Origin of the sequence: Polynucleobacter bastaniensis (assembly GCF_018882205.1) — a bacterium.
GTDB classification, from domain to species: domain Bacteria; phylum Pseudomonadota; class Gammaproteobacteria; order Burkholderiales; family Burkholderiaceae; genus Polynucleobacter; species Polynucleobacter bastaniensis.
Window position 1 is genome coordinate 153,135 of record NZ_JACVOU010000003.1, and the last position, 21,284, is coordinate 174,418.

The following is a 21,284-nucleotide window of genomic DNA, read 5'->3' on the forward strand; positions in this document are numbered from 1 at the left end:
CCACAAAAATGTTTAAGAAAATTTTGATTGCTAACCGCGGCGAGATTGCTTGCCGTGTGATTAAAACCGCCAAAAAGATGGGTATTAAAACGGTTGCCGTCTACTCTGAAGCTGATAAAGAAGCGCGTCATGTACAGATGGCTGATGAAGCAGTTTGTATTGGGCCTGCACCGTCACGTGAATCCTATCTTGTAATGGATCGCATCATTGAGGCCTGCAAGGATACTGGCGCCGAAGCAGTCCATCCTGGCTACGGTTTCTTATCTGAGAATGAGCAATTTGCACGTCGTTGCGAAGAAGAGGGCATTGTTTTTATCGGCCCCAAGCATCAATCTATTGCGGCGATGGGCGACAAGATTGCTTCCAAAAAGCTTGCCTTAGAAGCTAAGGTCAATACGATCCCTGGATTTAATGAAGCAATAGAAAAAGCGGAAGATGCTGTCAAGATTGCCCAAGACATTGGCTATCCCGTCATGATTAAAGCATCAGCAGGTGGTGGTGGTAAAGGCCTGCGCGTAGCCTTTAACGATAAAGAGACTTTCGAAGGATTTACAGCCTGTCGAACTGAGGCTCTCAATAGCTTTGGTGATGATCGTGTCTTCATTGAAAAATTTGTTGAAGGTCCACGTCATATTGAGATTCAGGTGCTGGGTGATGCACATGGCAATATTGTGTATCTCGGTGAGCGAGACTGCTCGATTCAGCGTCGCCATCAAAAGGTCATTGAAGAAGCGCCGTCTCCCTTTATTGATCTTGCAACGCGTAAGGCCATGGGTGAGCAAGCCGTTGCTTTAGCAAGGGCGGTTAATTATCAATCAGCCGGTACCGTTGAGTTCGTGGTGGGTAAAGATAAGTCCTTCTACTTCCTCGAGATGAACACCCGCCTGCAAGTGGAGCACCCAGTAACTGAAGGTATTACTGGCCTCGATTTGGTTGAGCAGATGATTCGTGTGGCTGCTGGCGAGAAACTGGCATTTAAGCAAGAAGATATCAAGCTTAGTGGCTGGTCGATGGAGTGTCGTATTAATGCGGATGATCCATTTCGTAACTTCTTACCATCGACTGGCCGCTTAGTGAAATACCGTCCGCCAGCAGAGCTAGATGGTGTGCGTGTTGATACTGGTGTCTATGAGGGTGGCGAGATTCCGATGTATTACGACTCCATGATTGCCAAATTGATTGTGCATGGCAAGGATCGTACTGAAGCAATTGAAAAGATGCGCTCTGCGCTTAACGACTTCGTCATTCGTGGCATCCACTCAAATATTCCTTTTCAAGCCGCTTTGTTACAGCACCCTCGATTTGTATCAGGAGACTTTACAACTGGCTTTATTGCTGAAGAGTATCCAGATGGCTTCAAAAAGGATTCAGTGCAACCAGCCGATCCTAAACGTTTAGCAGCTCTAGCGGCATTCATGCGCTATCGCTATCTTGAGCACATCAAAATGATTGATGGCCAGTTAGCTGGTCATGAAATGACCATTGCGAAGAGATTTGTCGTTGTTACTGGATCGAAGGTAGGCTCAAGCGAAGACATCAAAGAAATCCCTATCCGGGTGGAACTTAAAGATGGCATTTACTCTGTCTATATTGAAGAGGAAGGTGATGTTAGTCGTTACAACATCGTTAGCAAATGGCGTCCAGGTGAGATTTGTTTACACGCTACCATCAATGGCACACAAAAAATTACCGCACAGGTAGAGCGTAAGGGTGTTAAATACGCCCTTGTTTTAGATGGCGCCCATTTTGAGTGCATGGTGCTTAGTCCGCTCGGTGCCGAGCTTCAGCGCCGTATGTTGGTGAAGGTTCCGCCAGATACTTCTAAGTTAGTAATGTCGCCAATGCCAGGTCTATTGACTAATATTTCTGTCAAAGTTGGTGAGACTGTTACAGCCGGTCAAAAATTAGCTGCCATTGAAGCAATGAAGATGGAAAACACGCTTGTTGCTGCTCAAGATGGTGTCGTTGCTGAAATCTGTGCCAAGGTTGGCGAAAGCTTAGCAGTTGATCAATTGATTATTCGCTTCGAATAGAGCAATCATGACTAAACCGTTCAAGATATTGGGGATTCAGCAAATTGCTATCGGCGGCGAAGATAAGAATCGTCTTCGTAAGCTTTGGGTTGACTTATTAGGTTTCGAGTACAAAAGTACTTTTGTGTCCGAACGTGAAAACGTGGATGAAGATATTTGTGCTATCGGTAAGGGGGCTCATGAGATTGAAGTGGATTTGATGCAGCCGTTTGATATTGAAAAGAAGCCTGCTGTTCATCAAACACCCCTCAATCACATTGGCTTATGGGTTGATGACCTTTCAAAGGCTGTCGAATGGTTATCTGCCCAAGGTCTTCGATTTGCTCCTGGCGGGATACGTAAGGGCGCCGCTGGTTATGACATTACTTTTGTTCACCCCAAAGGAAATGAAGAGTTTCCTTTATGCGGTGAGGGCGTATTGATTGAACTCGTTCAGGCGCCACCAGATATCATTGCAAGCTTGAGTTCATAAGATCAAGAGAGTTCCAATTGACCCATATATTGGCCATCGACACCTCCTCAGCCTGGTGCTCGGTGGCTTTATCTTTAGATAACGCTGCCCCCATAGTTCGCCACCAAAAGGTGTCGGCTGGGGCTAGCCAACTCTTGCTGCCTTGGATTCAGGAGTTGTTATCCGAAGCCTCGATTGCACTTATTGACCTCGACGCTATTGCCATAGGAATCGGTCCCGGGGCTTTTACAGGTGTTCGCCTTGGCGTTGCTGTTGTTCAGGGTTTGGCAACAGCTGCTCGCTTGCCAGTGCTACCCGTTGCCAGCCTTGATGCCATAGCCAATCAACTGGTTCAAACCCCTGCATTTATTGCATCTGGGGCGCAGTCTTTTGTCATTGCTGTTGATGCTCGTATGGATGAAGTTTACTGGGCGAGCTATCAAGTTGCAGCCAATCTATTGCCTGTACGTCAGGGTGATATTCATCTGACTGCTCCAGAGGGAGTTGAGCTCACGCAGATTGATTTTTTAGTAGGGAGCGCAATTGCTGAATTTGGTGACCGCATCTTTGCTAGCGCCCCAAGCCCATTTTCTAGCGCTCATCTTGATTCAACTATCGGAGTCAATTCCTTGGGCGTTTTGGCTTGTGCGCAAAATATGTGGGGTCAAGGCCTGCAACAAGACGTTCACTTGCTGGAGCCGCTATACATTCGTAATAAGGTAGCGCTGACCTCAGCAGAGCGAAGTCAACAACATGGTTGATAAGCTTAACTCTGTGCAATCGAATACTGCAGGCGTCTCTGAGCTTTCATTTTTGCCTATGACTGCGGCAGATTTAGATTCGGTTTTGGCTATTGAAGCAGTTTCACACATACATCCATGGACTAAGGGTAATTTCTCAGACTCATTGTCTGCGGGTCATTGGGCTTATTGTGTAAGGCCCCATTTAGCAGATGCGGTAAAAGGGAGTTATTTAGATCCAGAAATTCTTTGGGCCTATTGCATCTTGTTTCCTGCTGTAGATGAATTGCATCTCCTAAATATTACTGTTTCACCCAAATTACGTCGCTTGGGGATAGGCGTAAAAATGATGAATGCCATTGAGGGGGTAGCTGCACAGCAAAATATGCCTCGGATTATTTTAGAGGTTCGCCCTAGCAACGAGGCAGCCCTTCATCTCTATCAAAGCCTGGGGTATGAGCAAATTGGTTTGCGCAAAAATTATTACCCAGTCGATGCTGTCAATGGCTTGCGTGAAGATGCGCTAGTTTTGGCTAAATCGATTAAGCTTGAGGCATGACTATGAGTACAAACTCCACCTTTCTTAAAGAAATGGGTATCACCGAGTGGACAACGCGCGACGCTGCTCCAGAGCCTATTCAAGCGATACTTACTGCCGAGGTAAGCAATGATCAGGCTGCCACAGAAACACAAGAGCGTCACTCTTCAGGCATATGGTGGTTTTTTGGTAACAAACCTCAAGGTGATGCTGAAGTCCTTTTTCAGAATATCATTCGGGCTCTTGGCCTAACCCCACAAGAGTGGTCCTGGAAAAATCCCGCGGACAAATTGAATCCCGAGCTATTGCCGCAAGATGGAACACCCATAGTTGCCTTAGCGTTTGGTGGCGCTGCCGCTCAAAAATTATCTGGTGAGCGGGATGCACTGCCAGAACTTCGCGAAACTGTTTTAGCCATTAACGCTGATGGTGCAGAGGACCTGCCGCTGATAGCTACTTTTGAATTAAATCAATTACTTTCAAGGCCAAAGGATAAGGCCCTATTTTGGCAAGATCTTCTACTGGCAAGATCAGTATTGCAAAATATCTAAATCTTGAGCTTAGTGCTTGTGTTCACCAATTAAATGCATGGAGTCGTATTCGGCTTGATTGGCAGCATGACGTTTAATTACCATCCACATGATCACACTCACCACTACGCCAAAGCCAATAATGACTGCCTGAATTGGAACATCCAACCAAATCAATCCGGAATAGATTAGTAGCATCATCAAAACAGAAATATTTTCATTAAAGTTTTGAACCGCAATGGAGTGGCCAGCTGACATCAGTACGTGCCCACGATGTTGCAGTAGGGCATTCATAGGCACAACAAAATAGCCTGCTAACCAGCCCACCAAAATCAATAAGAAGTATGCTGGCAGCAATTTGAGCGAAAGCTCAAACTTCCCGACAGTCAAGACCGTAATGTTAGGCAGCATGTCTGAGTTATAGATAGCCATAACGCAAACAACTACTCCCATGGCAATGCCATATGGGAGTACCTTGAGTGAACTTCTGAGAGGAATGCGCCAGGCAGCATACATAGCTCCTCCGGCAACCCCAAATGCAGATATTGCTTGGAGGATAGCCCCTTGAGACAGTGTCATATGGAGAGCTACCTGAGCCCACTTAATCACAATAAATTGCAAAGTGGCACCGGCACCCCAAAACAGAGTAGTGACTGCCAATGAGATTTGGCCAAGACGATCATCCCAAAGGGTCTTAAAGCAGACAGCAAAATCTTTTACCAACTCGATGGGATTGGTCTTTTGGGACTCGTAGCGGGCCCCTGTGTCTGGGATGCGTAAATTAATAAGGGCTGCCAGCACATAAATCATCATGATGATCATGATGGCTGACTCTGCCGCAGTATCGATGCCAGTTTCTAGGATTGGCAGATCAAATCCGAGGAGGCTTTCAGATACGGACTTGCTAATCAACACTCCGCCAAACACCGTACCCATAATGATGGAGCCTACCGTAAGCCCCTCAATCCAACCATTGGCTGCCACCAGCTTTTCAGGTGGGAGTAGCTCAGTGAGGATGCCGTATTTAGCAGGTGAATAGGCAGCGGCTCCTAGGCCCACAATTGCATAGGCCAGTAAAGGGTGGCTTCCGAACAGCATGACTACGCAACCGATAAACTTAATCGTATTAGTGATGAACATGACATTGCCCTTGGGACGGGAGTCAGCAAAGGCCCCCACAAAGGCTGCCAGCAATACATAAGAGACAACGAAGAATAATTTGAGTAAAGGAGTCATCCAGGCCGGAGCTTCAAGCTGGACTAAGAGGGCGATTGCTGCGATCAGCAAGGCGTTATCAGCAAGCGACGAAAAAAATTGCGCCGCCATAATAATGTAAAAACTACGGTTCATTCGTACAATCTAGTCATTAAATAATTAAAACATGAAAGGAGGGTGTAAATGAGTCAGTCGGCTAACCGCTTTATTAGTAGGCCTATTGTGGCAACTATACACACTGATGCCTTTCGACATAATTTAGGCCGTATTCGGGAGCTTGCCCCAGAATCGAAGATCTGGGCAGTTGTGAAGGCTAAAGCCTATGGCCACAGCCTAGAAGCCGCATTTAAGGGGCTGGAATCTACTGATGGCTTTGCCTTGCTGGATATTGCTGATGCTCAATGGCTAAGAGATCATGGTTGGGGAGGTCGCATCCTCCTTTTAGAGGGTCTTTTTAGTCAGCGAGAGCTCGAGCTAGTAATTAAGCTTCAATGTGACTTAGTAGTTCACAGCGAGAAGCAGGTTGTTTGGCTTGAAAGCGTCCAAAATCATTCAGGTCACCAAATAAACGTCTTCCTGAAACTGAATTCTGGAATGAATCGCCTTGGGTTTAGACCGGAAGCATATCGCACTGCCTTTCATCGTTTGCACGCTGCCGGATACCATCTGCATCACATGACTCACTTTGCTAATGCGGACCAGGTTGATCATTCGCCAACGGTTGGAGAACAAATGGAGTGTTTCAACAAAACTACCGAAGGACTTGAGGCGCCATCTTCCTTGGCGAATTCAGCCGCAATCCTGTGGTATCGCAACGCATTGGGAGATTGGATTCGCCCAGGTATTTTGCTGTACGGCGTTTCGCCAACTGGAGTGTATTCCGATATCGTCCGCTCTGAATTTCAAGCGGTGATGAGTTTGCGTAGTGAAATTATCGACATCCAAAACCTCAAGAAGGGTGACCATGTAGGTTACGGTGGTCACTATGAAGCTCCAGAAGATATGCGTATTGGTGTGATAGCTGGTGGTTATGCCGATGGATATCCACGTCATGCGGAAGATGGCACGCCAGTTTGGGTTGAGGCTGCTGATGCTCAGGGCGATGGCGTCATTTGCCCAATTGTTGGAAGAGTCTCCATGGACATGTTGACGATTGATCTGCGCGAGGCGCCTAATGCCAAGATAGGCAGTGTGGTGGAGCTATGGGGTAATGAGGTACCGGTAGATGATGTGGCTCAAATGAGCGGCACCATTGGCTATGAATTGATTTGCGCATTGGCGCAAAGGGTGCCGGTGCTTACTGAGTGAAGTCACCGGCTATATCGATTTTTACTTATTCCAGATCTGCCACCAGCGACGTTCTTTCTGAACGCGTTGACCGGTCAGCATCATTTGACTATCGGGGAAATTCAGCTTAAAGACACGTGCCGCATCGTTACTAAGATCAGTCATGCCCAGCTTTTCATAAGACTTCGTCAACAGGTAGAGCGCTTCCTCAACAGCTGGTGCGCGATCATAATCTCGAATCACGAGCTGAGCTCTATTAGCGGAGGCTAGGTAAGCTCCGCGTTGATAGTAGAAGCGGGCCACAATGACATCCGCCTCTGCTAATGAATTCACGATATAGCGCATCCGATCTAAAGAATCCGGCGCATATTTACTGTCGGGGAAACGCTCAACGACAACCTTGAAAGATTCAAAAGCTTCTTTAGCTGCTTTTGGATCACGCTCACTCAAATCTTGTCCTGTAAATTTACCGAGCCAACCTAAATCATCATTAAAGCTGATTAAGCCTTTGAGGTAATAGCCGTAATCTAAGTTGGGACTGCCTTGATGCAGCTTAATAAATCGATCGATAGCAACTAGAGCTTGGGCTTGCTCTTGTGCTTTCCAATAGCAGAAGGCAGCATTAATTTGCGCCTGTTGAGAATAAGGTCCAAATGGGAAGCGGCCTTCTAGCTTTTCAAAATACTTGCCGCACTTTGCATAGTCTGCATCTTTCATTTTCTCAGTGGCTTCGGAATACAGTTTTGTTTCTGACCAAATATCCGTGTCATCTTTTTGGCCATCACTGCCTGCACATCCACCCAGGACAAGGCAAGCAGCGCTAGCGCCCACTAGGAGAGAAATAAAGGATTTTCTGGAAGATGACCCAAGGGTGGTCGCAAGCCTTAAACTGGCGTCTGTAATAACGTCCGACATAACTAAAAGGCTCTTTAAGCGTGGCATTGCCGCATACTCCCGATTCGAATCCCATTGATTATATCGATGATGAGGATTTCATAGCCCTAGAAGTTCCCCCCGAGGTCAGCGGAGAGCGTTTGGATAAGTTTCTTGGTGGTGCTTTGCCTGATTATTCCCGCAATCGCCTTAAATCCTGGGTTGAGGCTGGGGCGGTAACGGTCGATGGAAAAGTCACCAAAGTCCGTCATTTACTTCGTGGGAGCGAGAGCATTAAGGTGTTTCCTCAAGAAATGCCTGAACAGTTCGCTTTTTCTCCTGAAAATATCCCCCTAGATGTTGTTTATGAAGATGACTCCATCATTGTGGTCAATAAATCTGCTGGACTCGTGGTTCATCCTGCCGCCGGTAATTGGACGGGAACCCTGCTAAATGCCTTGCTATATCGTTTTCCTGAGCTCAAGCAGCTTCCAAGAGCGGGCATTGTCCATCGCCTAGATAAAGATACCTCTGGACTCATGGTGGTTGCCAGAACCGATATTGCCCAAACCTCGTTGGTAAGACAGCTTCAAGAGCGGACAGTCGGGAGGCGTTACCTATCGTGGGTATGGGGTGATGCCCCTTCTCAGGGTAAGGTGCTGGCAACTGTTGGTCGAGATCAGCGCGATCGGCTCAAAATGTCCGCTGGTTCTGCTCAAGGTAAGCCTGCCGCTACCTTATTTCGGCGCTTGGCTAAAGGGAGCTTTACAGAAAGTTCAGTTGCTTTACTGGAGTGTCGCTTAGAGACTGGCCGTACCCATCAAATTCGGGTTCATTTAGAGTCTTTGGGTTTCCCTCTTTTAGGTGATCCGGTCTATCGCAAGAGGACCCCTGGGGTAGCCAAATCATTGCCTTTTACTCGCCAAGCTTTACATGCTTATGCCCTAAGTCTGCAGCATCCCACAACTCAGGAAGTCATGACCTGGTTTAGATTGCCTCCCCAAGATTTGATTGATTTACTGCCTTTGGTGGGAATGACTGAATCTGACTTGCCAAGAGAAGAGGCTCTATTGGCCTCTATTAAAAATGACCAACGCGCTCAATAAGATTGAACCAAGCTGGACTGTGTCTCAGCAAATTCAAGCTTTTTGCACTACCAGACAAGGCGGTATTAGTAAGCCACCATTCAATAGTCTTAACCTTGGACTTCATGCGGGTGACGATGTAGTGGATGTTCTCCAAAACCGGGTCATCGTCAGGTCAGAATTACCCGCTGAGCCGCTTTGGCTCAAACAAATTCATGGTGTGACGGTAAGCACCCCAGCCTCGAGAAATACTTTTGGCAATGGGTCATTTGAGGCGGACGCCGCAGTCACCAACATCCCAAACGAGGTGCTAGCCATTCTGGCTGCCGATTGCATGCCCGTATTATTTGCAAGTAAAGCTGGGGATGTCATTGGGGCAGCTCATGCTGGTTGGCGTGGTTTGAGCGGTGGCGTTCTGGAGAACACCATTAATGAAATGATGGCGCTATCTCCAGGCCTCACGACAAGTGATATCCGAGCGTGGCTGGGGCCAGCAATCGGGCCGAGCGCATTTGAAGTGGGTGAAGATGTTTTGCAAGCCTTTACTCAGCAGGGCAAAGACATCCTATCTAAGGCCTTTATTCCAATAATCGGCACCCCTGGAAAGTATCTGGCTGATCTATATTTACTGGCAAGAGATCGCTTACGTGTCCTAGGTATCGAGCAAATTACTGGTGGTGAGTTTTGCACCGTGAGCAGCCCAGAACGCTTCTTTTCATACCGTCGGGATAAGGTCACGGGTCGCTTTGCCTCTCTTATTTGGATTGCAGAAAGCGCTTAATCTTGGGGTTATTACTAGCCCAGCTTTGGGGCTAGGGTTAGTGCGTATAACCCTTCCAGCCTGATAGATGGAGAATGGTCTTAATAACTTTACGAGATCATTATGTTTGCAGGCATGAATACAGGTGTAGCGCCATCGTTGGCCCCACACCATATGGCGTTAATTCCCCCAGAACGCTTAGCGGAAATTCAAAAGGAATACTTCACTGAGTTCTCCCATCTTGCAACCAATCCTGAAGCTGTCGAAGTAAAGGATCGCCGTTTCTCTGGCAAAGCCTGGCACTCCTCATGGAGCAAAATGATTGCAGCAACCTATTTGCTGAATTCAAAACATTTGCTTGCGCTTGCTAAAGCAGTTGATGCGGATGAAAAAACGAAGATCAAGATTTTGTTCACTACAGAGCAAATGATTGATGCATTGTCACCATCCAACTTTATTGCCACCAATCCTGAGGTTCTTGAAAATATTATTAGTTCACAAGGCCAGTCTATTCAAAACGGCATTGTGAATTTGCTTGGTGACCTCAAAAAAGGGAAAGTTTCTCAGACGGATGAAAGTGCTTTTGAAGTCGGAAAAAATATTGCGACAACTGAAGGTCAGGTGGTATTTCGTAATGATCTCTTCGAATTAATTCAGTACACGCCGCTAACCGAAACAGTGTTTGAGCGCCCATACTTAATGGTGCCACCTTGTATTAACAAGTACTACATTTTAGATTTACAACCCGATAACTCAGTTGTGCGTTACATGGTTGAGCAAGGTCATACCGTCTTCTTGGTTTCTTGGAAAAATCCAGATGCTTCAATGTCCAAAGTTACTTGGGATGACTATGTAGGTGATGGCGTCATTAAGGCGATTGAAGTCGTCAAAGATATCGGTGGCACTGATTTAATTAACGTTCTCGGTTTTTGTGTCGGCGGAACCTTAACTTCAACCGCCTTGGCAGTACTAGCGGCGCGGAAAAAGAATTACGTCGCCAGCTTAACTTTGTTAACAACTCTGCTCGATTTTAGCGATAGCGGCATCCTAGACGTGTTCATCGATGAGGGAATGGTGAAGTTACGTGAGAGCACTATTGGTGGCGAAGGCGGTCAATTCGGCATGATGTCTGGCTTAGACTTGGGCAATACCTTTTCCTTCTTGCGTCCGAATGATCTAGTTTGGAACTATGTTGTTGAGAACTATCTGAAAGGCAATTCGCCGCCGCCGTTTGATTTGCTTTATTGGAATGGTGACTCAACTAATCTGCCCGGCCCTATGTATTGCTGGTATTTGCGCCATACCTATTTACAAAATGAATTAATCAAACCCGGCAAGCTCACCGTTTGCGGAGAAAAAGTGGACCTCGGCAAGATTACGGTTCCAGCCTATATCTACGCATCGCATGACGATCACATCGTGCCTTGGAAATCTGCTTATGAGTCTACGCATATCTTGAAGGGTAAAAGCCGTTTTGTTTTAGGTGCTTCTGGACACATTGCTGGCGTGATCAATCCACCAGCAAAAAATAAGCGACATTATTTTGAGAACAATAAATTAGCCAAGACTGCAGATGAGTGGTTGGCTGCGGCAAAAGATATTAAGGGTAGTTGGTGGCCTAACTACGCTAAATGGTTAGAAGAGTTTGGTGGCAACAAAGTGAAAGCTAGTAAAACGTTTGGTAATGCACGCTACAAAAAACTAGAAGCAGCGCCTGGTAAGTATGTGAAAGAAAAAATATCCACAGCTGCCCAATAATATTTTCATAAGGGGAATACATGACTCAAAAGATTGCATACGTAACTGGTGGTATGGGTGGCATTGGTACCGCTATTTGTCAGCGTCTTGCCAAGGATGGCTTTAAAGTTATCGCTGGTTGCGGTCCGAACTCCCCGCGCAAAGATCGCTGGATTGGCGAGCAAAAAGCTTTGGGTTATGACTTTATCGCTTCCGAAGGTAATGTTTCCGACTGGGAGAGTACGGTGATTGCCTTTGATAAGGTGAAGGCTGAAGTGGGACGGGTCGATGTTTTGGTCAATAACGCTGGAATCACCAAAGACAGCGTATTTCGCAAAATGACGCCAGATCAGTGGAAAGCAGTAATTGATACCAATCTCAATTCCTTATTCAATGTCACCAAACAAGTGGTCGATGGCATGGCTGATAACGGCTGGGGTCGCATTATCAATATCTCCTCTGTTAATGGTCAAAAGGGTCAATTTGGTCAGTCTAACTATTCAACGGCAAAAGCGGGTTTGCACGGATTTACGATGGCTTTGTCACAGGAGCTAGCCTCTAAAGGTGTAACGGTGAATACGGTTTCTCCTGGCTATATCGGTACCGATATGGTCAAAGCCATTCGTGAGGATGTGCTTGAGAAGATTGTTGCCGGCGTTCCGGTAAAGCGCTTAGGAACTCCCGAGGAAATCGCTTCGATCTGCTGTTGGATTGCCTCTGCTGACGGCGGCTACGCTACCGGGGCTGATTTCTCCTTAAACGGCGGTCTGCATACAGGCTAAATCCTAAAAAATAGAGTTTTAGTGGTCTCTTCATCGGCATATTTACCTTTAGCTCAAACTAGGGATAAACTATGCCGATGTTGCATTGCAGTACCAAGAGTTAGGAAGAAACTACATGGCCACACGTTCCAAAAAAGTCGGCGATAGCCGCTTAATCAAGAAGTATCCCAATCGTCGTTTATATGACACCCAAACCAGTGCCTACGTCACGCTGGCTGATATTAAAAGCTTAGTGATGGCTGGTGATGCTTTTAGCGTTGTAGATGCAAAAACTGAAGATGATTTAACTCGTAACATCTTGCTACAAATTATTCTGGAAGAAGAAGCTGGTGGAGCCCCAGTTTTTTCAACTCAAATGCTTTCTCAAATCATTCGCTTTTATGGAAATTCCATGCAAGGCTTGATGGGTAGCTATCTTGAAAAGACCATGCAATCTTTTGTAGATATTCATAATAAGTTGGGCGATCAAACTCAGGGTTTAGGTGCGGGCAGTACGCCGGAGGCTTGGGCCAAAATGATGAATCTGCAAAACCCAATGATGCAAGGTCTCATGGGTAACTACATGGAACAAAGTAAAGATCTGTTCGTCAAGATGCAAGAGCAAATGCAAAATTCTCCGAACTTGTTTAGTAGCTTCCCGTTTGCTGGGCAATCCAATAAGACTGAAAAAGAATAATTGTGGCAGGTAAAGTTGGTTTTGTTTCCTTAGGCTGCCCTAAGGCGCTAGTTGATTCTGAACTCATCCTCACGCAACTGAGCGCTGAAGGTTATGAGACCGCCAAAGACTACTCTGGTGCTGATCTGGTGGTTGTAAACACTTGTGGTTTTATTGATTCCGCGGTAGAAGAGAGTCTTGCAGCGATTGGTGAAGCCTTAGCTGAAAATGGGAAGGTGATTGTGACGGGTTGCTTGGGTGCCCGAAAAAATGCAGATGGTAGTGATCTCGTACAGAGTATTCACCCCAAAGTCCTGGCTGTGACTGGGCCGCATGCCACTCAAGAGGTGATGCAGGCTATTCATTTGTACCTGCCAAAACCGCATGATCCCTTTACCGATTTGCTGCCACCAATTGGCATCAAGCTCACACCAAAACACTATGCCTACTTAAAGATATCTGAGGGTTGTAATCACCGCTGTACTTTCTGCATTATCCCAAACATGCGAGGTGATTTAGTTTCACGTCCGATTGGCGAAGTATTACTTGAGGCAAAAAAATTATTTGAATCAGGCGTCAAAGAGTTGCTGGTTGTTTCGCAAGATACGAGTGCCTATGGCGTTGATATCCAATATCGCACTGGCTTTTGGGATGGCAAACCCGTTAAGACACGAATGTTTGATTTAGTAAACGCCTTAAACCAAATTGCGAGAGAGCATCAAGCTTGGGTGCGTTTGCATTATGTTTATCCCTACCCCCATGTCGACGATGTCCTGCCATTAATGGCTGAGTTTTCTGAGCACGGTTTTGGCGTACTACCTTACTTAGATATTCCTTTGCAACATTCACATCCAGACGTCCTCAAGCGAATGAAACGTCCCGCCAGTGGTGAAAAGAATTTAGAGCGCATTCAGGCATGGCGAGCTGCTTGTCCGGATCTGGTCATTCGCAGTACTTTTATTGCCGGTTTTCCTGGTGAAACCGAGGAAGAGTTTTTGCATCTATTGAATTTTCTCGACGATGCTCAAATCGATCGCGCAGGTTGTTTTGCTTATTCGCCAGTGGACGGAGCTACTGCCAATGCTTTGGATAATCCAGTTCATATTGAGTTGCGCGAGGAGCGTCGTGCTCGCTTCATGGCTAAAGCTGAGGAAATCTCAATCAAGCGACTTGCTAAAAAAATAGGTCAGCGTATTCAGGTCATCATTGATCGGGTTGATGAGTCGGGTGGAGTAGGTCGAACCATTGGCGATGCCCCTGAAATTGATGGCTTGGTGCGGGTTCTATCCCCAAGTAAGCTATCCAAGCGCTACCGCGTTGGTGAAATCATCAAAGTAAGGGTGATTAGCTCCCAAGGGCATGACCTAATAGCCGAAACTTGACTATTAGAATAAAACTGGTGTTTTGGCTCAGTATTGGGTCAACTGATTTACTTAATTAGGTATCGTAAAGGGGATTGTTATGAGTCGTGATGTCGTCGTTTTAAGTGCTGTACGTTCCGCAATTGGCGCCTTTAATGGATCGCTTAGTAGCCTTGAGCCAAGTGAGCTCGGCGGCATTGTGATGAAAGAGGCCGTTGCGCGCTCTGGTGTAGATCCATCATTAATTAATTACATCACGGTAGGCAACACGATTCCGACTGACAACCGTTACGCCTATGTTGCTCGTGTAGCCTCTATTCAGGCTGGTTTGCCAATGGAATCAGTAGCGATGGCTTTGAATCGTTTATGCAGCTCTGGTTTGCAAGCGATTGTGACTACAGCCCAAGCCATTATGTTGGGTGACTGTGATTATGGTGTTGGTGGTGGCGTAGAAGTAATGTCACGCGGCATGTATGGCTCACCAGCGATGCGAAGTGGTGCGCGTATGGGTGATACCAAAATGATCGACTTAATGGTGTCTGTTCTGACTGATCCATTTGGTGTGGGTCATATGGGCGTAACAGCTGAGAACCTAGTTGAAAAGTGGAAGCTCACCCGTGAAGAGCAAGATGCTCTCGCAGTAGAGTCCCATCGCCGTGCTGCACACGCCATCAAAGAAGGTCGCTTTAAATCTCAAATTGTTCCAATCACTATCAAGACCCGTAAGGGTGATGTGGTGTTTGATACGGACGAGCATTGCAAGCCAGACACCACGATGGAAACTTTAGGGAAGATGAAAGCAGTCTTCAAAAAAGAGGGTGGTAGTGTTACTGCAGGTAACGCATCAGGCATTAATGATGGCGCAGCGTTCTTTGTGCTCGCGGATGCGGAAGCGGCGAAGAAGGCTGGTCATAAGCCAATCGCCCGTTTAGTGTCTTACGCGATTGCTGGCGTTCCTAACCACATCATGGGTGAAGGCCCAATTCCCGCGACTAAGATTGCTCTTGAGCGCGCTGGGCTGAAATTAGATCAAATCGATGTAATTGAATCTAACGAAGCGTTTGCTGCTCAGGCATTAGCTGTGACTAAAGGTTTAGGCTTAGATCCAGCTAAGACTAACGTGAATGGTGGAGCGATTGCATTGGGCCATCCGATTGGTTGCTCTGGTGCTGCGATTGCGACCAAAGCTATTCATGAGTTACATCGTGTTCAAGGTAAATATGCTTTGGTCACCATGTGTATTGGTGGCGGACAGGGTATTGCAACTATTTTTGAGCGCCTCTAAGCAATCAGCAGTAAGGCAGCATCCAAGCCGACTCGGTCAAAAGCCGCGTCGGCTTTTTCTTTAACAATTGGTTTTGCTCTATAGGCAATACTGATACCAGAGCCATGCATCATTGGCAGATCGTTGGATCCGTCGCCCATGGTGATGGCATTCTTCTTATGGCAATTCATCAGCGCGCATGCTTGCTCTAGATAGGCATTTTTAGCTGCGCCATCCACAATATCGCCAATGACTTTACCTGTTAGTTTGCCGTCAATGATTTCCAAAGTATTAGCTTGAGTTTGCCTGAAACCTAACTCTTGCTGAAGCTTTGCAGTGAAGAAGGTAAAGCCACCGGAAACAAGAAGCGTATGCAACCCTCTAGCATTTGCTCCGGCAAGTAATTGAGCGGCGCCAGGGTTAGGGCGTAAACGTTCTTTGTATACCGAATCAAGTACATCAGCAGACACACCGGCTAAAAGAGCAACGCGTCTACGTAAACTATCTTTAAAGTCTTTGATCTCGCCACGCATGGTGGCTTCAGTGATTTCTGAAACGGCTAATTTCTTGCCAGCAAAGTCAGCAATCTCATCGATGCACTCAATGTTGATGAGAGTGGAGTCCATATCCATGGCCAGCACTTTCACCTCATCCGGCTTAAATCCTGGTGATAGAAAAGCTAAATCTACATCATGCTCGCCAGCAATATTTCGCATGACAACCCTAGCTTCTGCTGTTAAAGCTTGAGTGCAAGACCAGCGAGCAGTGAAGTACTTCGAGTGTGCATGCTCTGTACTTTCCTTAGAAATCGTAATACCCAACACTTTTGCATGCTCAATGAATGCAGTGGTTAATTCTGTAGGGATCGCAGTATTAGCAAGGGCGACAAGTGTGAGTTGACTAGACATAGATGTTGGGTAAATAGTAATTAATTAGCCTGAGCAGTATTGAGCATGGCAGATGAATTCAGACTTCTGAGAATTTTCCGAATATGCTCTAAACGTTGCTCTAGTTTCTCAAAATCCTTCTCTTTCTGGGGAAGAATTTTTAATTTATCTTGGCCGTTCAGCTGTATGTATTTTGATGATTGGATCAATTGAATAATCTTCATCGGGTCAATTGGCGGATTGGGGATGAATTGAATCTGTATCGATAATGGGCTTGCATCAATCTTCTTAATTCCAAAGCTGGCCATCTCTAGGCGTAAGCGATGAGTTTCATAAAGAGATTTAGCCTGATCAGGCAAATCACCATAGCGATCCACTAGTTCCTCGCGCAATCCCATGAGTTCAGAGAAGTCGTTTGTACCAGCAAAGCGCTTATACATGGAAAGTCGTTCGTGAACATCGGGACAGTAGTCATTTGGAAAGAGAGCTGGTACACCTAAATTGACATCGGTTGTCGCTTGGAGTGGAGACAAGAGATCCGGCTCTTTACCGCTGCGCAGTGATTTGACTGCGCGGTTAAGCATCTCGGTATAAAGCTGAAATCCAATCTCATGAATCTCACCGGACTGCTTATCTCCTAGGACCTCACCGGCACCACGAATCTCTAAATCGTGCATTGCCAAATAAAAACCAGAGCCGAGCTCTTCCATTGCTTGAATGGCATTTAAACGTAGTTGCGCTTGCTTGCTGAGTGCCTCAGGATCTGGCACCAGTAAATAGGCATATGCCTGATGATGCGATCGTCCAACACGTCCGCGCAATTGATGTAACTGTGCCAAACCAAATTTATCAGCACGATGCATGATGATGGTATTGGCAGTCGGCACATCAATACCGGTTTCAATAATAGTAGTGCATAACAATATATTAGTACGCTGGGTCACAAAATCACGCATAACTGATTCCAACTCACGTTCGTGCATTTGACCGTGCGCGACGCAAATGCGTGCTTCTGGAATGAGTTCTTGTAATGCGTGTTTACGATTTTGAATGGTTTCGACTTCGTTATGCAAGAAGTAGACTTGTCCACCACGTTTAATTTCTCGAAGGACCGCTTCACGAATCACGCCATCACCTTCTCGTCGTACAAAGGTTTTGATGGCCAAGCGCTTCTGTGGAGCAGTTGCTATGACTGAGAACTCCCGCAAACCCTCCATTGCCATACCAAGAGTTCGTGGAATGGGGGTGGCCGTTAAAGTCAGGATATCTACTTCAGCACGCAATGCTTTGAGCGCATCTTTTTGACGGACACCAAAGCGATGCTCCTCATCCACAATCACTAAGCCTAGATTGGCAAACTGAGTTTCCTTAGATAGTAGCTTGTGGGTTCCGATAATGATGTCAGCTTCGCCCTTGCCAATGGCCTCTAAGGCAGCATTAATTTCTTTGGTTGTTCTGAAACGGGAGAGCTCAACGACGCGCACAGGCCAATCAGCAAAGCGATCTTTCCAGGTTGCGACATGTTGTTCAGCGAGTAGGGTAGTTGGCGCCAGGATGGCCACTTGCTTGCCGCCCATGACCGCAACAAAACTAGCGCGTAGGGCGACCTCTGTTTTACCAAAGCCCACATCACCACACACCAGCCTATCCATAGGTGTACCACTGGTCATATCCCCAATGACTGCCGCAATGGCATTAGCTTGATCGGGTGTTTCTTCAAAGCCAAAGCTTTCTGCAAACGCAGCGTAATCATGGGCTGAGAATTCAAAAGCATGGCCTTTACGAATGGCTCTAGCGGCATATAGATTTAAAAGTTCAGCTGCGGTATCGCGTATTTGTTGAGCGGCCTTACGTCTTGCTTTATCCCACTGACCCGAGCCTAACTGATGCAATGGTGCTGAATCAGGATCAGAGCCTGCATAACGGGTCACCATTTGTAGTTGTTGAACTGGCACGTAAAGAGTAGCATCCTTGGCGTATACCAAGTGCAAAAACTCTTCAAAAATGGGCTCTTCTTTTGGGTGCGCTAAATTCAGAAGTACTAAACCTTGATAGCGACCGATCCCATGTTCAGAGTGTACAACCGGATCACCGATTTTGAGCTCAGATAAATCTTTAAAGAGCATATCTGGATCGGCGCTCTCACTCTCCTTGCCCTTACGTCTTTGACGAGCAGTAGCTGTAAACAGCTCTGCCTCCGTTACGATAATCAAGTTTTCAGCAAGCCAGGTAAAGCCATTGAATAGTTGTGCTGTTACCAGACCAAATAGAGCATCGCTCTTTATAAAATCGGAGACGCCATCAAAGCCTTCTGGCTTTAGTGGATAAAGTGGCTTGCCATGTTGACCTGCTACAGAATTACTCTCTTCAAAGAGTTGACGAATTGATTCTTTACGACCATTGCTATCGCTGCAAATGAGTACACGCACTTTTTCTTGAGAAACCAAAGTCCGCATTCGATTAATGGGGTCAGTGTCCCGCCGATGGACAGATAGATCGGGAACGGCTAAAAATTGTGGAGACTCTTTGGTTTCTTTATCCGCCTCTTTATTCAACGTTAATCGCGCATGTGGCTTGGCTGCTGTAAAGAATTGATCTGCGTCTAGAAATAATTCTGCTGGCGGCAGAATAGGGCGATCAAGATCATGCTTTAAGAATTCATATCGAGAGAGCGTATCTTTCCAAAAACCCTTGATAGATTCTTCAACATCGCCGATAGTCACCGCCCAAACGGGATCGCCTGAGCGGGGAAAGTAATCAAAAACTGTCGATGACTCTTCAAAGAAAAGGGGTAGATAAGATTCAATACCTGCACTAGGAATTCCGAGGTTGGCATCTTTGTAAATTGAGCACCGTGTTGGATCACCTTCAAATACTTCGCGCCAGCGCCCCCGAAATGCGGTACGAGAAGCATCGTCAAATGGAAATTCGTGACCCGGCAATAAGCGAACTTCTTTTACTGGATAGAGGCTGCGTTGGGTATCAGGATCAAAAGCTCTGATTTGCTCAATCTCATCACCAAAAAGATCGAGTCGATAAGGCAAGCTGGATCCCATTGGAAATAAATCAATCAAGCCACCACGAATGCTGTATTCACCTGGGCGCATTACTGAGCTTACGGGATCGTAGCCGGCCTGCTGTAACTGCAGTTTCAGTGCGGCTTCATTAAGCTTGTCACCCTGCCTAAAAAAGAAGGTGTGACCAGATAAAAAGTTTGGCGGCCCAAGTCTTTGTAATGCTGTAGTAATTGGAACCAGAACAATGTCGCAACTACCGTTAAGCAATTCATACAGAGTGGCTAAGCGCTCTGAAACCAAATCCTGGTGTGGCGAGAAATGGTCATAGGGCAGGATTTCCCAGTCAGGCAGCAGGCGTGTTTTGAGTTGCGGCGCAAAAGCAGGAATTTCTTCCAAAAGCCGCTGAGCCTCCTGTGCCTGGGCACAGAAAATGACCATGACTGAGAACTCTGAGCGATACCGAAGAGCCGACTGGGCGATGAGTGCTGCATCTGACGAGCCAACTAGGCCTGAAAAGGTAAAGCGCTGCCCAGCCCGCGGCGCAGGTATGGGGGGTGCTAGTTTTAATGCATCAGACATCTGCGCTCATTATAGAATCAGGCATGCCCACTGGAAATCAAACTTTACCGTCTGTACCCCAATGCCATGCCCTCTTACCTACGGCAGGGACCGGGTCTCGGCTTGGAGGAGCTTTGCCAAAGCAGTTTCAGGAGCTGGCAGGAAAGCCGATGCTGGCTTACGCCTTAGATGCTTTTGTTAACACTCCCCAGATTGCCTCCATTTGGGTGGGTGTCAGCCCGAGTTTTATTGATAACCCCATCTTAGGTGAGCTTTCCAGTAAATCCCCCTTGATTCGGTTCACTCCGAGCGGTGGTCCAAGCCGTCAAGAAACAGTCCGAAATACTTTGGCGGTGATGCTCAAAGCAGGTATTTCTGAAAGCGATTGGGTTTTGGTGCATGATGCCGCTAGACCGGGAATCACACCTAAACTCATACAAAAACTCATTCTTGCTGTAACGCAAGCGGGTGAGGGCGGCTTATTAGCAATGCAGCTAGCTGACACCCTCAAGATGGCTGAAGCTAATTCCGCAATTGCAGGCAATCCCAACAGAGCTACGAAGACGATATCCCGAGATCACCTATGGCAGGCTCAAACCCCACAGATGTTTGGTTTAAGAGATCTACACGATGCGATTGAAGAAGGTATTCGCTTGGAGGCGGATATTACAGATGAGGCCAGTGCCATCGAGCTTACTGGCAAAAATCCCTTATTAATTGAAGGTGCGACTAGTAACTTCAAAGTAACCCACCCAGCAGATTGGGATTTGATGCAAACCATCTTGCAAACCTCCGTTAAATAAGCCTCAAGAGAACATCCACAACCCCATGACATCAAGTGCACCCCATATTCCTCAATTTCGAGTCGGCCAAGGCTACGACGTCCATGCTCTAGTTGAGGGTCGTAAGCTCATCCTCGGTGGGGTTCATGTCCCAAGTGACAAGGGTTTGTTAGGGCATTCGGATGCGGATGCCTTATTGCACGCCTTAACGGATGCATTGCTTGGCGCTGCAGGCTTGAATGATATTGGCCAGCTGTTTCCGGATACAGATCCCCAGTTTAAGGATATGGATAGCCGTATTTTGCTCAGAGCAGCTTTGCAAAAGATCCAAGCAGCTGGGTTTCATGTAGGCAATGTGGATGCAACGATTATTTGCCAAAAACCCAAATTAGCTACTTTCTTACCGGAAATGGTTCGCAATATCGCAGCAGATTTGCTGGTTACGCCCAGCCATGTCAACCTCAAAGCTAAAACCAATGAATCCCTTGGGCACCTTGGCAGGGGTGAGGGCATAGCAGTCCATGCAGTGGCTTTGCTCTACAAGGTCTAAATATCCTCCAAAACCGCTAAGCATTGTAGAATTACGGTCTTTAGAGTGAAGCTTCAGCTCGGTAGTGTTTGCGGAATTCGCGCGAGGATGGCGAAATTGGTAGACGCACCAGGTTTAGGTCCTGACGCCAGCAATGGTGTGGGGGTTCGAGTCCCCCTCCTCGCACCACAAGATAGCTA

General features: G+C 46.7%; 19 protein-coding genes and 1 tRNA gene. 16 read left to right on the top strand and 4 right to left on the bottom strand.

Annotated features, from left to right (window positions below; all coding sequences use genetic code 11):
• The first annotated feature begins 8 nt into the window (after positions 1–8).
• From accC to ICN22_RS06790, 5 genes are read left to right on the top strand one after another with little or no spacing between them, the layout of a single operon-like run.
• A complete protein-coding gene (gene accC, locus ICN22_RS06770) occupies positions 9–2,033 on the top strand; it encodes an acetyl-CoA carboxylase biotin carboxylase subunit (protein ID WP_216169841.1) in 2,025 nt (674 codons plus the stop codon).
• Positions 2,034–2,040: 7 nt separating this feature from the next.
• A complete protein-coding gene (locus ICN22_RS06775) occupies positions 2,041–2,505 on the top strand; it encodes a VOC family protein (RefSeq protein ID WP_216169509.1) in 465 nt (154 codons plus the stop codon).
• Between the two features lie 17 nt (positions 2,506–2,522).
• The gene (gene tsaB, locus ICN22_RS06780; protein WP_255533887.1) at positions 2,523–3,245 is read left to right on the top strand and encodes a tRNA (adenosine(37)-N6)-threonylcarbamoyltransferase complex dimerization subunit type 1 TsaB; all 723 of its coding nucleotides are present in this window, start codon (positions 2,523–2,525) and stop codon (positions 3,243–3,245) included.
• Positions 3,238–3,783, top strand: a complete 546-nt coding sequence (gene rimI / locus ICN22_RS06785) for a ribosomal protein S18-alanine N-acetyltransferase (RefSeq protein ID WP_216169510.1) — start codon at positions 3,238–3,240, stop codon at positions 3,781–3,783. Before tsaB ends, rimI begins: the two co-directional genes overlap by 8 nt.
• 2 nt (positions 3,784–3,785) lie before the next feature.
• On the top strand, positions 3,786–4,313 hold the full coding sequence (locus ICN22_RS06790; protein ID WP_216169511.1) for a uracil-DNA glycosylase family protein: 528 nt from the start codon (positions 3,786–3,788) through the stop codon (positions 4,311–4,313).
• A 9-nt stretch (positions 4,314–4,322) separates the two neighbouring features.
• On the opposite strand, the gene lplT is transcribed toward ICN22_RS06790, so the two are convergent.
• Positions 4,323–5,642 carry a lysophospholipid transporter LplT gene (gene lplT, locus ICN22_RS06795; protein ID WP_216169512.1) on the bottom strand — a complete coding sequence of 440 codons (1,320 nt, stop codon included), beginning with the start codon at positions 5,640–5,642 and terminating at the stop codon, positions 4,323–4,325.
• A gap of 72 nt (positions 5,643–5,714) precedes the next feature.
• On the opposite strand from lplT, the gene alr reads away from it, so the two are divergent.
• A complete protein-coding gene (alr, locus tag ICN22_RS06800; RefSeq protein WP_216169845.1) occupies positions 5,715–6,815 on the top strand; it encodes an alanine racemase in 1,101 nt (366 codons plus the stop codon).
• A gap of 21 nt (positions 6,816–6,836) precedes the next feature.
• Here alr and ICN22_RS06805 read toward each other — a convergent pair whose 3' ends face one another.
• The gene (locus tag ICN22_RS06805; RefSeq protein ID WP_216169513.1) at positions 6,837–7,709 is read right to left on the bottom strand and encodes an outer membrane protein assembly factor BamD; all 873 of its coding nucleotides are present in this window, start codon (positions 7,707–7,709) and stop codon (positions 6,837–6,839) included.
• Positions 7,710–7,729: 20 nt separating this feature from the next.
• Here ICN22_RS06805 and ICN22_RS06810 point away from each other — a divergent pair, with 20 nt between their 5' ends.
• The 7 genes from ICN22_RS06810 to ICN22_RS06840 all read left to right on the top strand — a co-directional run bounded on the left by ICN22_RS06810 (position 7,730) and on the right by ICN22_RS06840 (position 15,332).
• Positions 7,730–8,773 (top strand): RluA family pseudouridine synthase, encoded by a 1,044-nt coding sequence (locus tag ICN22_RS06810; RefSeq protein ID WP_216169514.1) that lies wholly within the window; start codon positions 7,730–7,732, stop codon positions 8,771–8,773.
• Positions 8,754–9,533 (top strand): peptidoglycan editing factor PgeF, encoded by a 780-nt coding sequence (pgeF, locus tag ICN22_RS06815; protein ID WP_216169515.1) that lies wholly within the window; start codon positions 8,754–8,756, stop codon positions 9,531–9,533. The genes ICN22_RS06810 and pgeF overlap by 20 nt, the downstream gene beginning before the upstream one ends.
• Positions 9,534–9,635: 102 nt before the next feature.
• On the top strand, positions 9,636–11,270 hold the full coding sequence (phaC, locus tag ICN22_RS06820) for a class I poly(R)-hydroxyalkanoic acid synthase (protein ID WP_216169516.1): 1,635 nt from the start codon (positions 9,636–9,638) through the stop codon (positions 11,268–11,270).
• A 20-nt stretch (positions 11,271–11,290) separates the two neighbouring features.
• A complete protein-coding gene (locus ICN22_RS06825; RefSeq protein WP_216169517.1) occupies positions 11,291–12,031 on the top strand; it encodes a 3-ketoacyl-ACP reductase in 741 nt (246 codons plus the stop codon).
• A gap of 115 nt (positions 12,032–12,146) precedes the next feature.
• A complete protein-coding gene (gene phaR, locus ICN22_RS06830; protein WP_216169518.1) occupies positions 12,147–12,707 on the top strand; it encodes a polyhydroxyalkanoate synthesis repressor PhaR in 561 nt (186 codons plus the stop codon).
• 2 nt (positions 12,708–12,709) lie between these two features.
• Positions 12,710–14,068, top strand: a complete 1,359-nt coding sequence (gene rimO, locus ICN22_RS06835; protein ID WP_216169519.1) for a 30S ribosomal protein S12 methylthiotransferase RimO — start codon at positions 12,710–12,712, stop codon at positions 14,066–14,068.
• 79 nt (positions 14,069–14,147) lie between these two features.
• Positions 14,148–15,332: an acetyl-CoA C-acyltransferase family protein gene (locus tag ICN22_RS06840; RefSeq protein ID WP_216169520.1), complete on the top strand. Its 1,185-nt coding sequence runs from the start codon at positions 14,148–14,150 to the stop codon at positions 15,330–15,332.
• Here ICN22_RS06840 and serB read toward each other — a convergent pair.
• Positions 15,329–16,219, bottom strand: coding sequence for a phosphoserine phosphatase SerB (serB, locus tag ICN22_RS06845; RefSeq protein ID WP_216169521.1), 891 nt, complete (start codon positions 16,217–16,219; stop codon positions 15,329–15,331). The genes ICN22_RS06840 and serB overlap by 4 nt on opposite strands.
• A 20-nt stretch (positions 16,220–16,239) precedes the next feature.
• Positions 16,240–19,794 (bottom strand): transcription-repair coupling factor, encoded by a 3,555-nt coding sequence (gene mfd, locus ICN22_RS06850; protein WP_216169522.1) that lies wholly within the window; start codon positions 19,792–19,794, stop codon positions 16,240–16,242.
• 23 nt (positions 19,795–19,817) lie between these two features.
• Between mfd and ispD the strand changes: the two genes are divergently transcribed.
• From ispD to ICN22_RS06865, 3 genes are all read left to right on the top strand, one after another.
• On the top strand, positions 19,818–20,576 hold the full coding sequence (gene ispD / locus ICN22_RS06855; RefSeq protein WP_216169523.1) for a 2-C-methyl-D-erythritol 4-phosphate cytidylyltransferase: 759 nt from the start codon (positions 19,818–19,820) through the stop codon (positions 20,574–20,576).
• Between the two features lie 25 nt (positions 20,577–20,601).
• Positions 20,602–21,105, top strand: coding sequence for a 2-C-methyl-D-erythritol 2,4-cyclodiphosphate synthase (gene ispF / locus ICN22_RS06860; RefSeq protein WP_216169524.1), 504 nt, complete (start codon positions 20,602–20,604; stop codon positions 21,103–21,105).
• Positions 21,106–21,186: 81 nt separating this feature from the next.
• A tRNA-Leu gene (locus ICN22_RS06865) sits at positions 21,187–21,273 on the top strand.
• Positions 21,274–21,284 lie beyond the last annotated feature (11 nt).

Bases quoted from the DNA above. Each gene is read 5' to 3' on its own strand.
- accC (WP_216169841.1), top strand. From the start codon at position 9: ATGTTTAAGAAAATTTTGATTGCTAACCGCGGCGAGATTGCTTGCCGT.
- ICN22_RS06775 (WP_216169509.1), top strand. From the start codon at position 2,041: ATGACTAAACCGTTCAAGATATTGGGGATTCAGCAAATTGCTATCGGC.
- rimI (WP_216169510.1), top strand. From the start codon at position 3,238: ATGGTTGATAAGCTTAACTCTGTGCAATCGAATACTGCAGGCGTCTCT.
- ICN22_RS06790 (WP_216169511.1), top strand. From the start codon at position 3,786: ATGAGTACAAACTCCACCTTTCTTAAAGAAATGGGTATCACCGAGTGG.
- lplT (WP_216169512.1), bottom strand. From the start codon at position 5,642: ATGAACCGTAGTTTTTACATTATTATGGCGGCGCAATTTTTTTCGTCG.
- ICN22_RS06805 (WP_216169513.1), bottom strand. From the start codon at position 7,709: ATGTCGGACGTTATTACAGACGCCAGTTTAAGGCTTGCGACCACCCTT.
- pgeF (WP_216169515.1), top strand. From the start codon at position 8,754: ATGACCAACGCGCTCAATAAGATTGAACCAAGCTGGACTGTGTCTCAG.
- phaC (WP_216169516.1), top strand. From the start codon at position 9,636: ATGTTTGCAGGCATGAATACAGGTGTAGCGCCATCGTTGGCCCCACAC.
- ICN22_RS06825 (WP_216169517.1), top strand. From the start codon at position 11,291: ATGACTCAAAAGATTGCATACGTAACTGGTGGTATGGGTGGCATTGGT.
- phaR (WP_216169518.1), top strand. From the start codon at position 12,147: ATGGCCACACGTTCCAAAAAAGTCGGCGATAGCCGCTTAATCAAGAAG.
- ICN22_RS06840 (WP_216169520.1), top strand. From the start codon at position 14,148: ATGAGTCGTGATGTCGTCGTTTTAAGTGCTGTACGTTCCGCAATTGGC.
- serB (WP_216169521.1), bottom strand. From the start codon at position 16,219: ATGTCTAGTCAACTCACACTTGTCGCCCTTGCTAATACTGCGATCCCT.
- mfd (WP_216169522.1), bottom strand. From the start codon at position 19,794: ATGTCTGATGCATTAAAACTAGCACCCCCCATACCTGCGCCGCGGGCT.
- ispD (WP_216169523.1), top strand. From the start codon at position 19,818: ATGCCCACTGGAAATCAAACTTTACCGTCTGTACCCCAATGCCATGCC.
- ispF (WP_216169524.1), top strand. From the start codon at position 20,602: ATGACATCAAGTGCACCCCATATTCCTCAATTTCGAGTCGGCCAAGGC.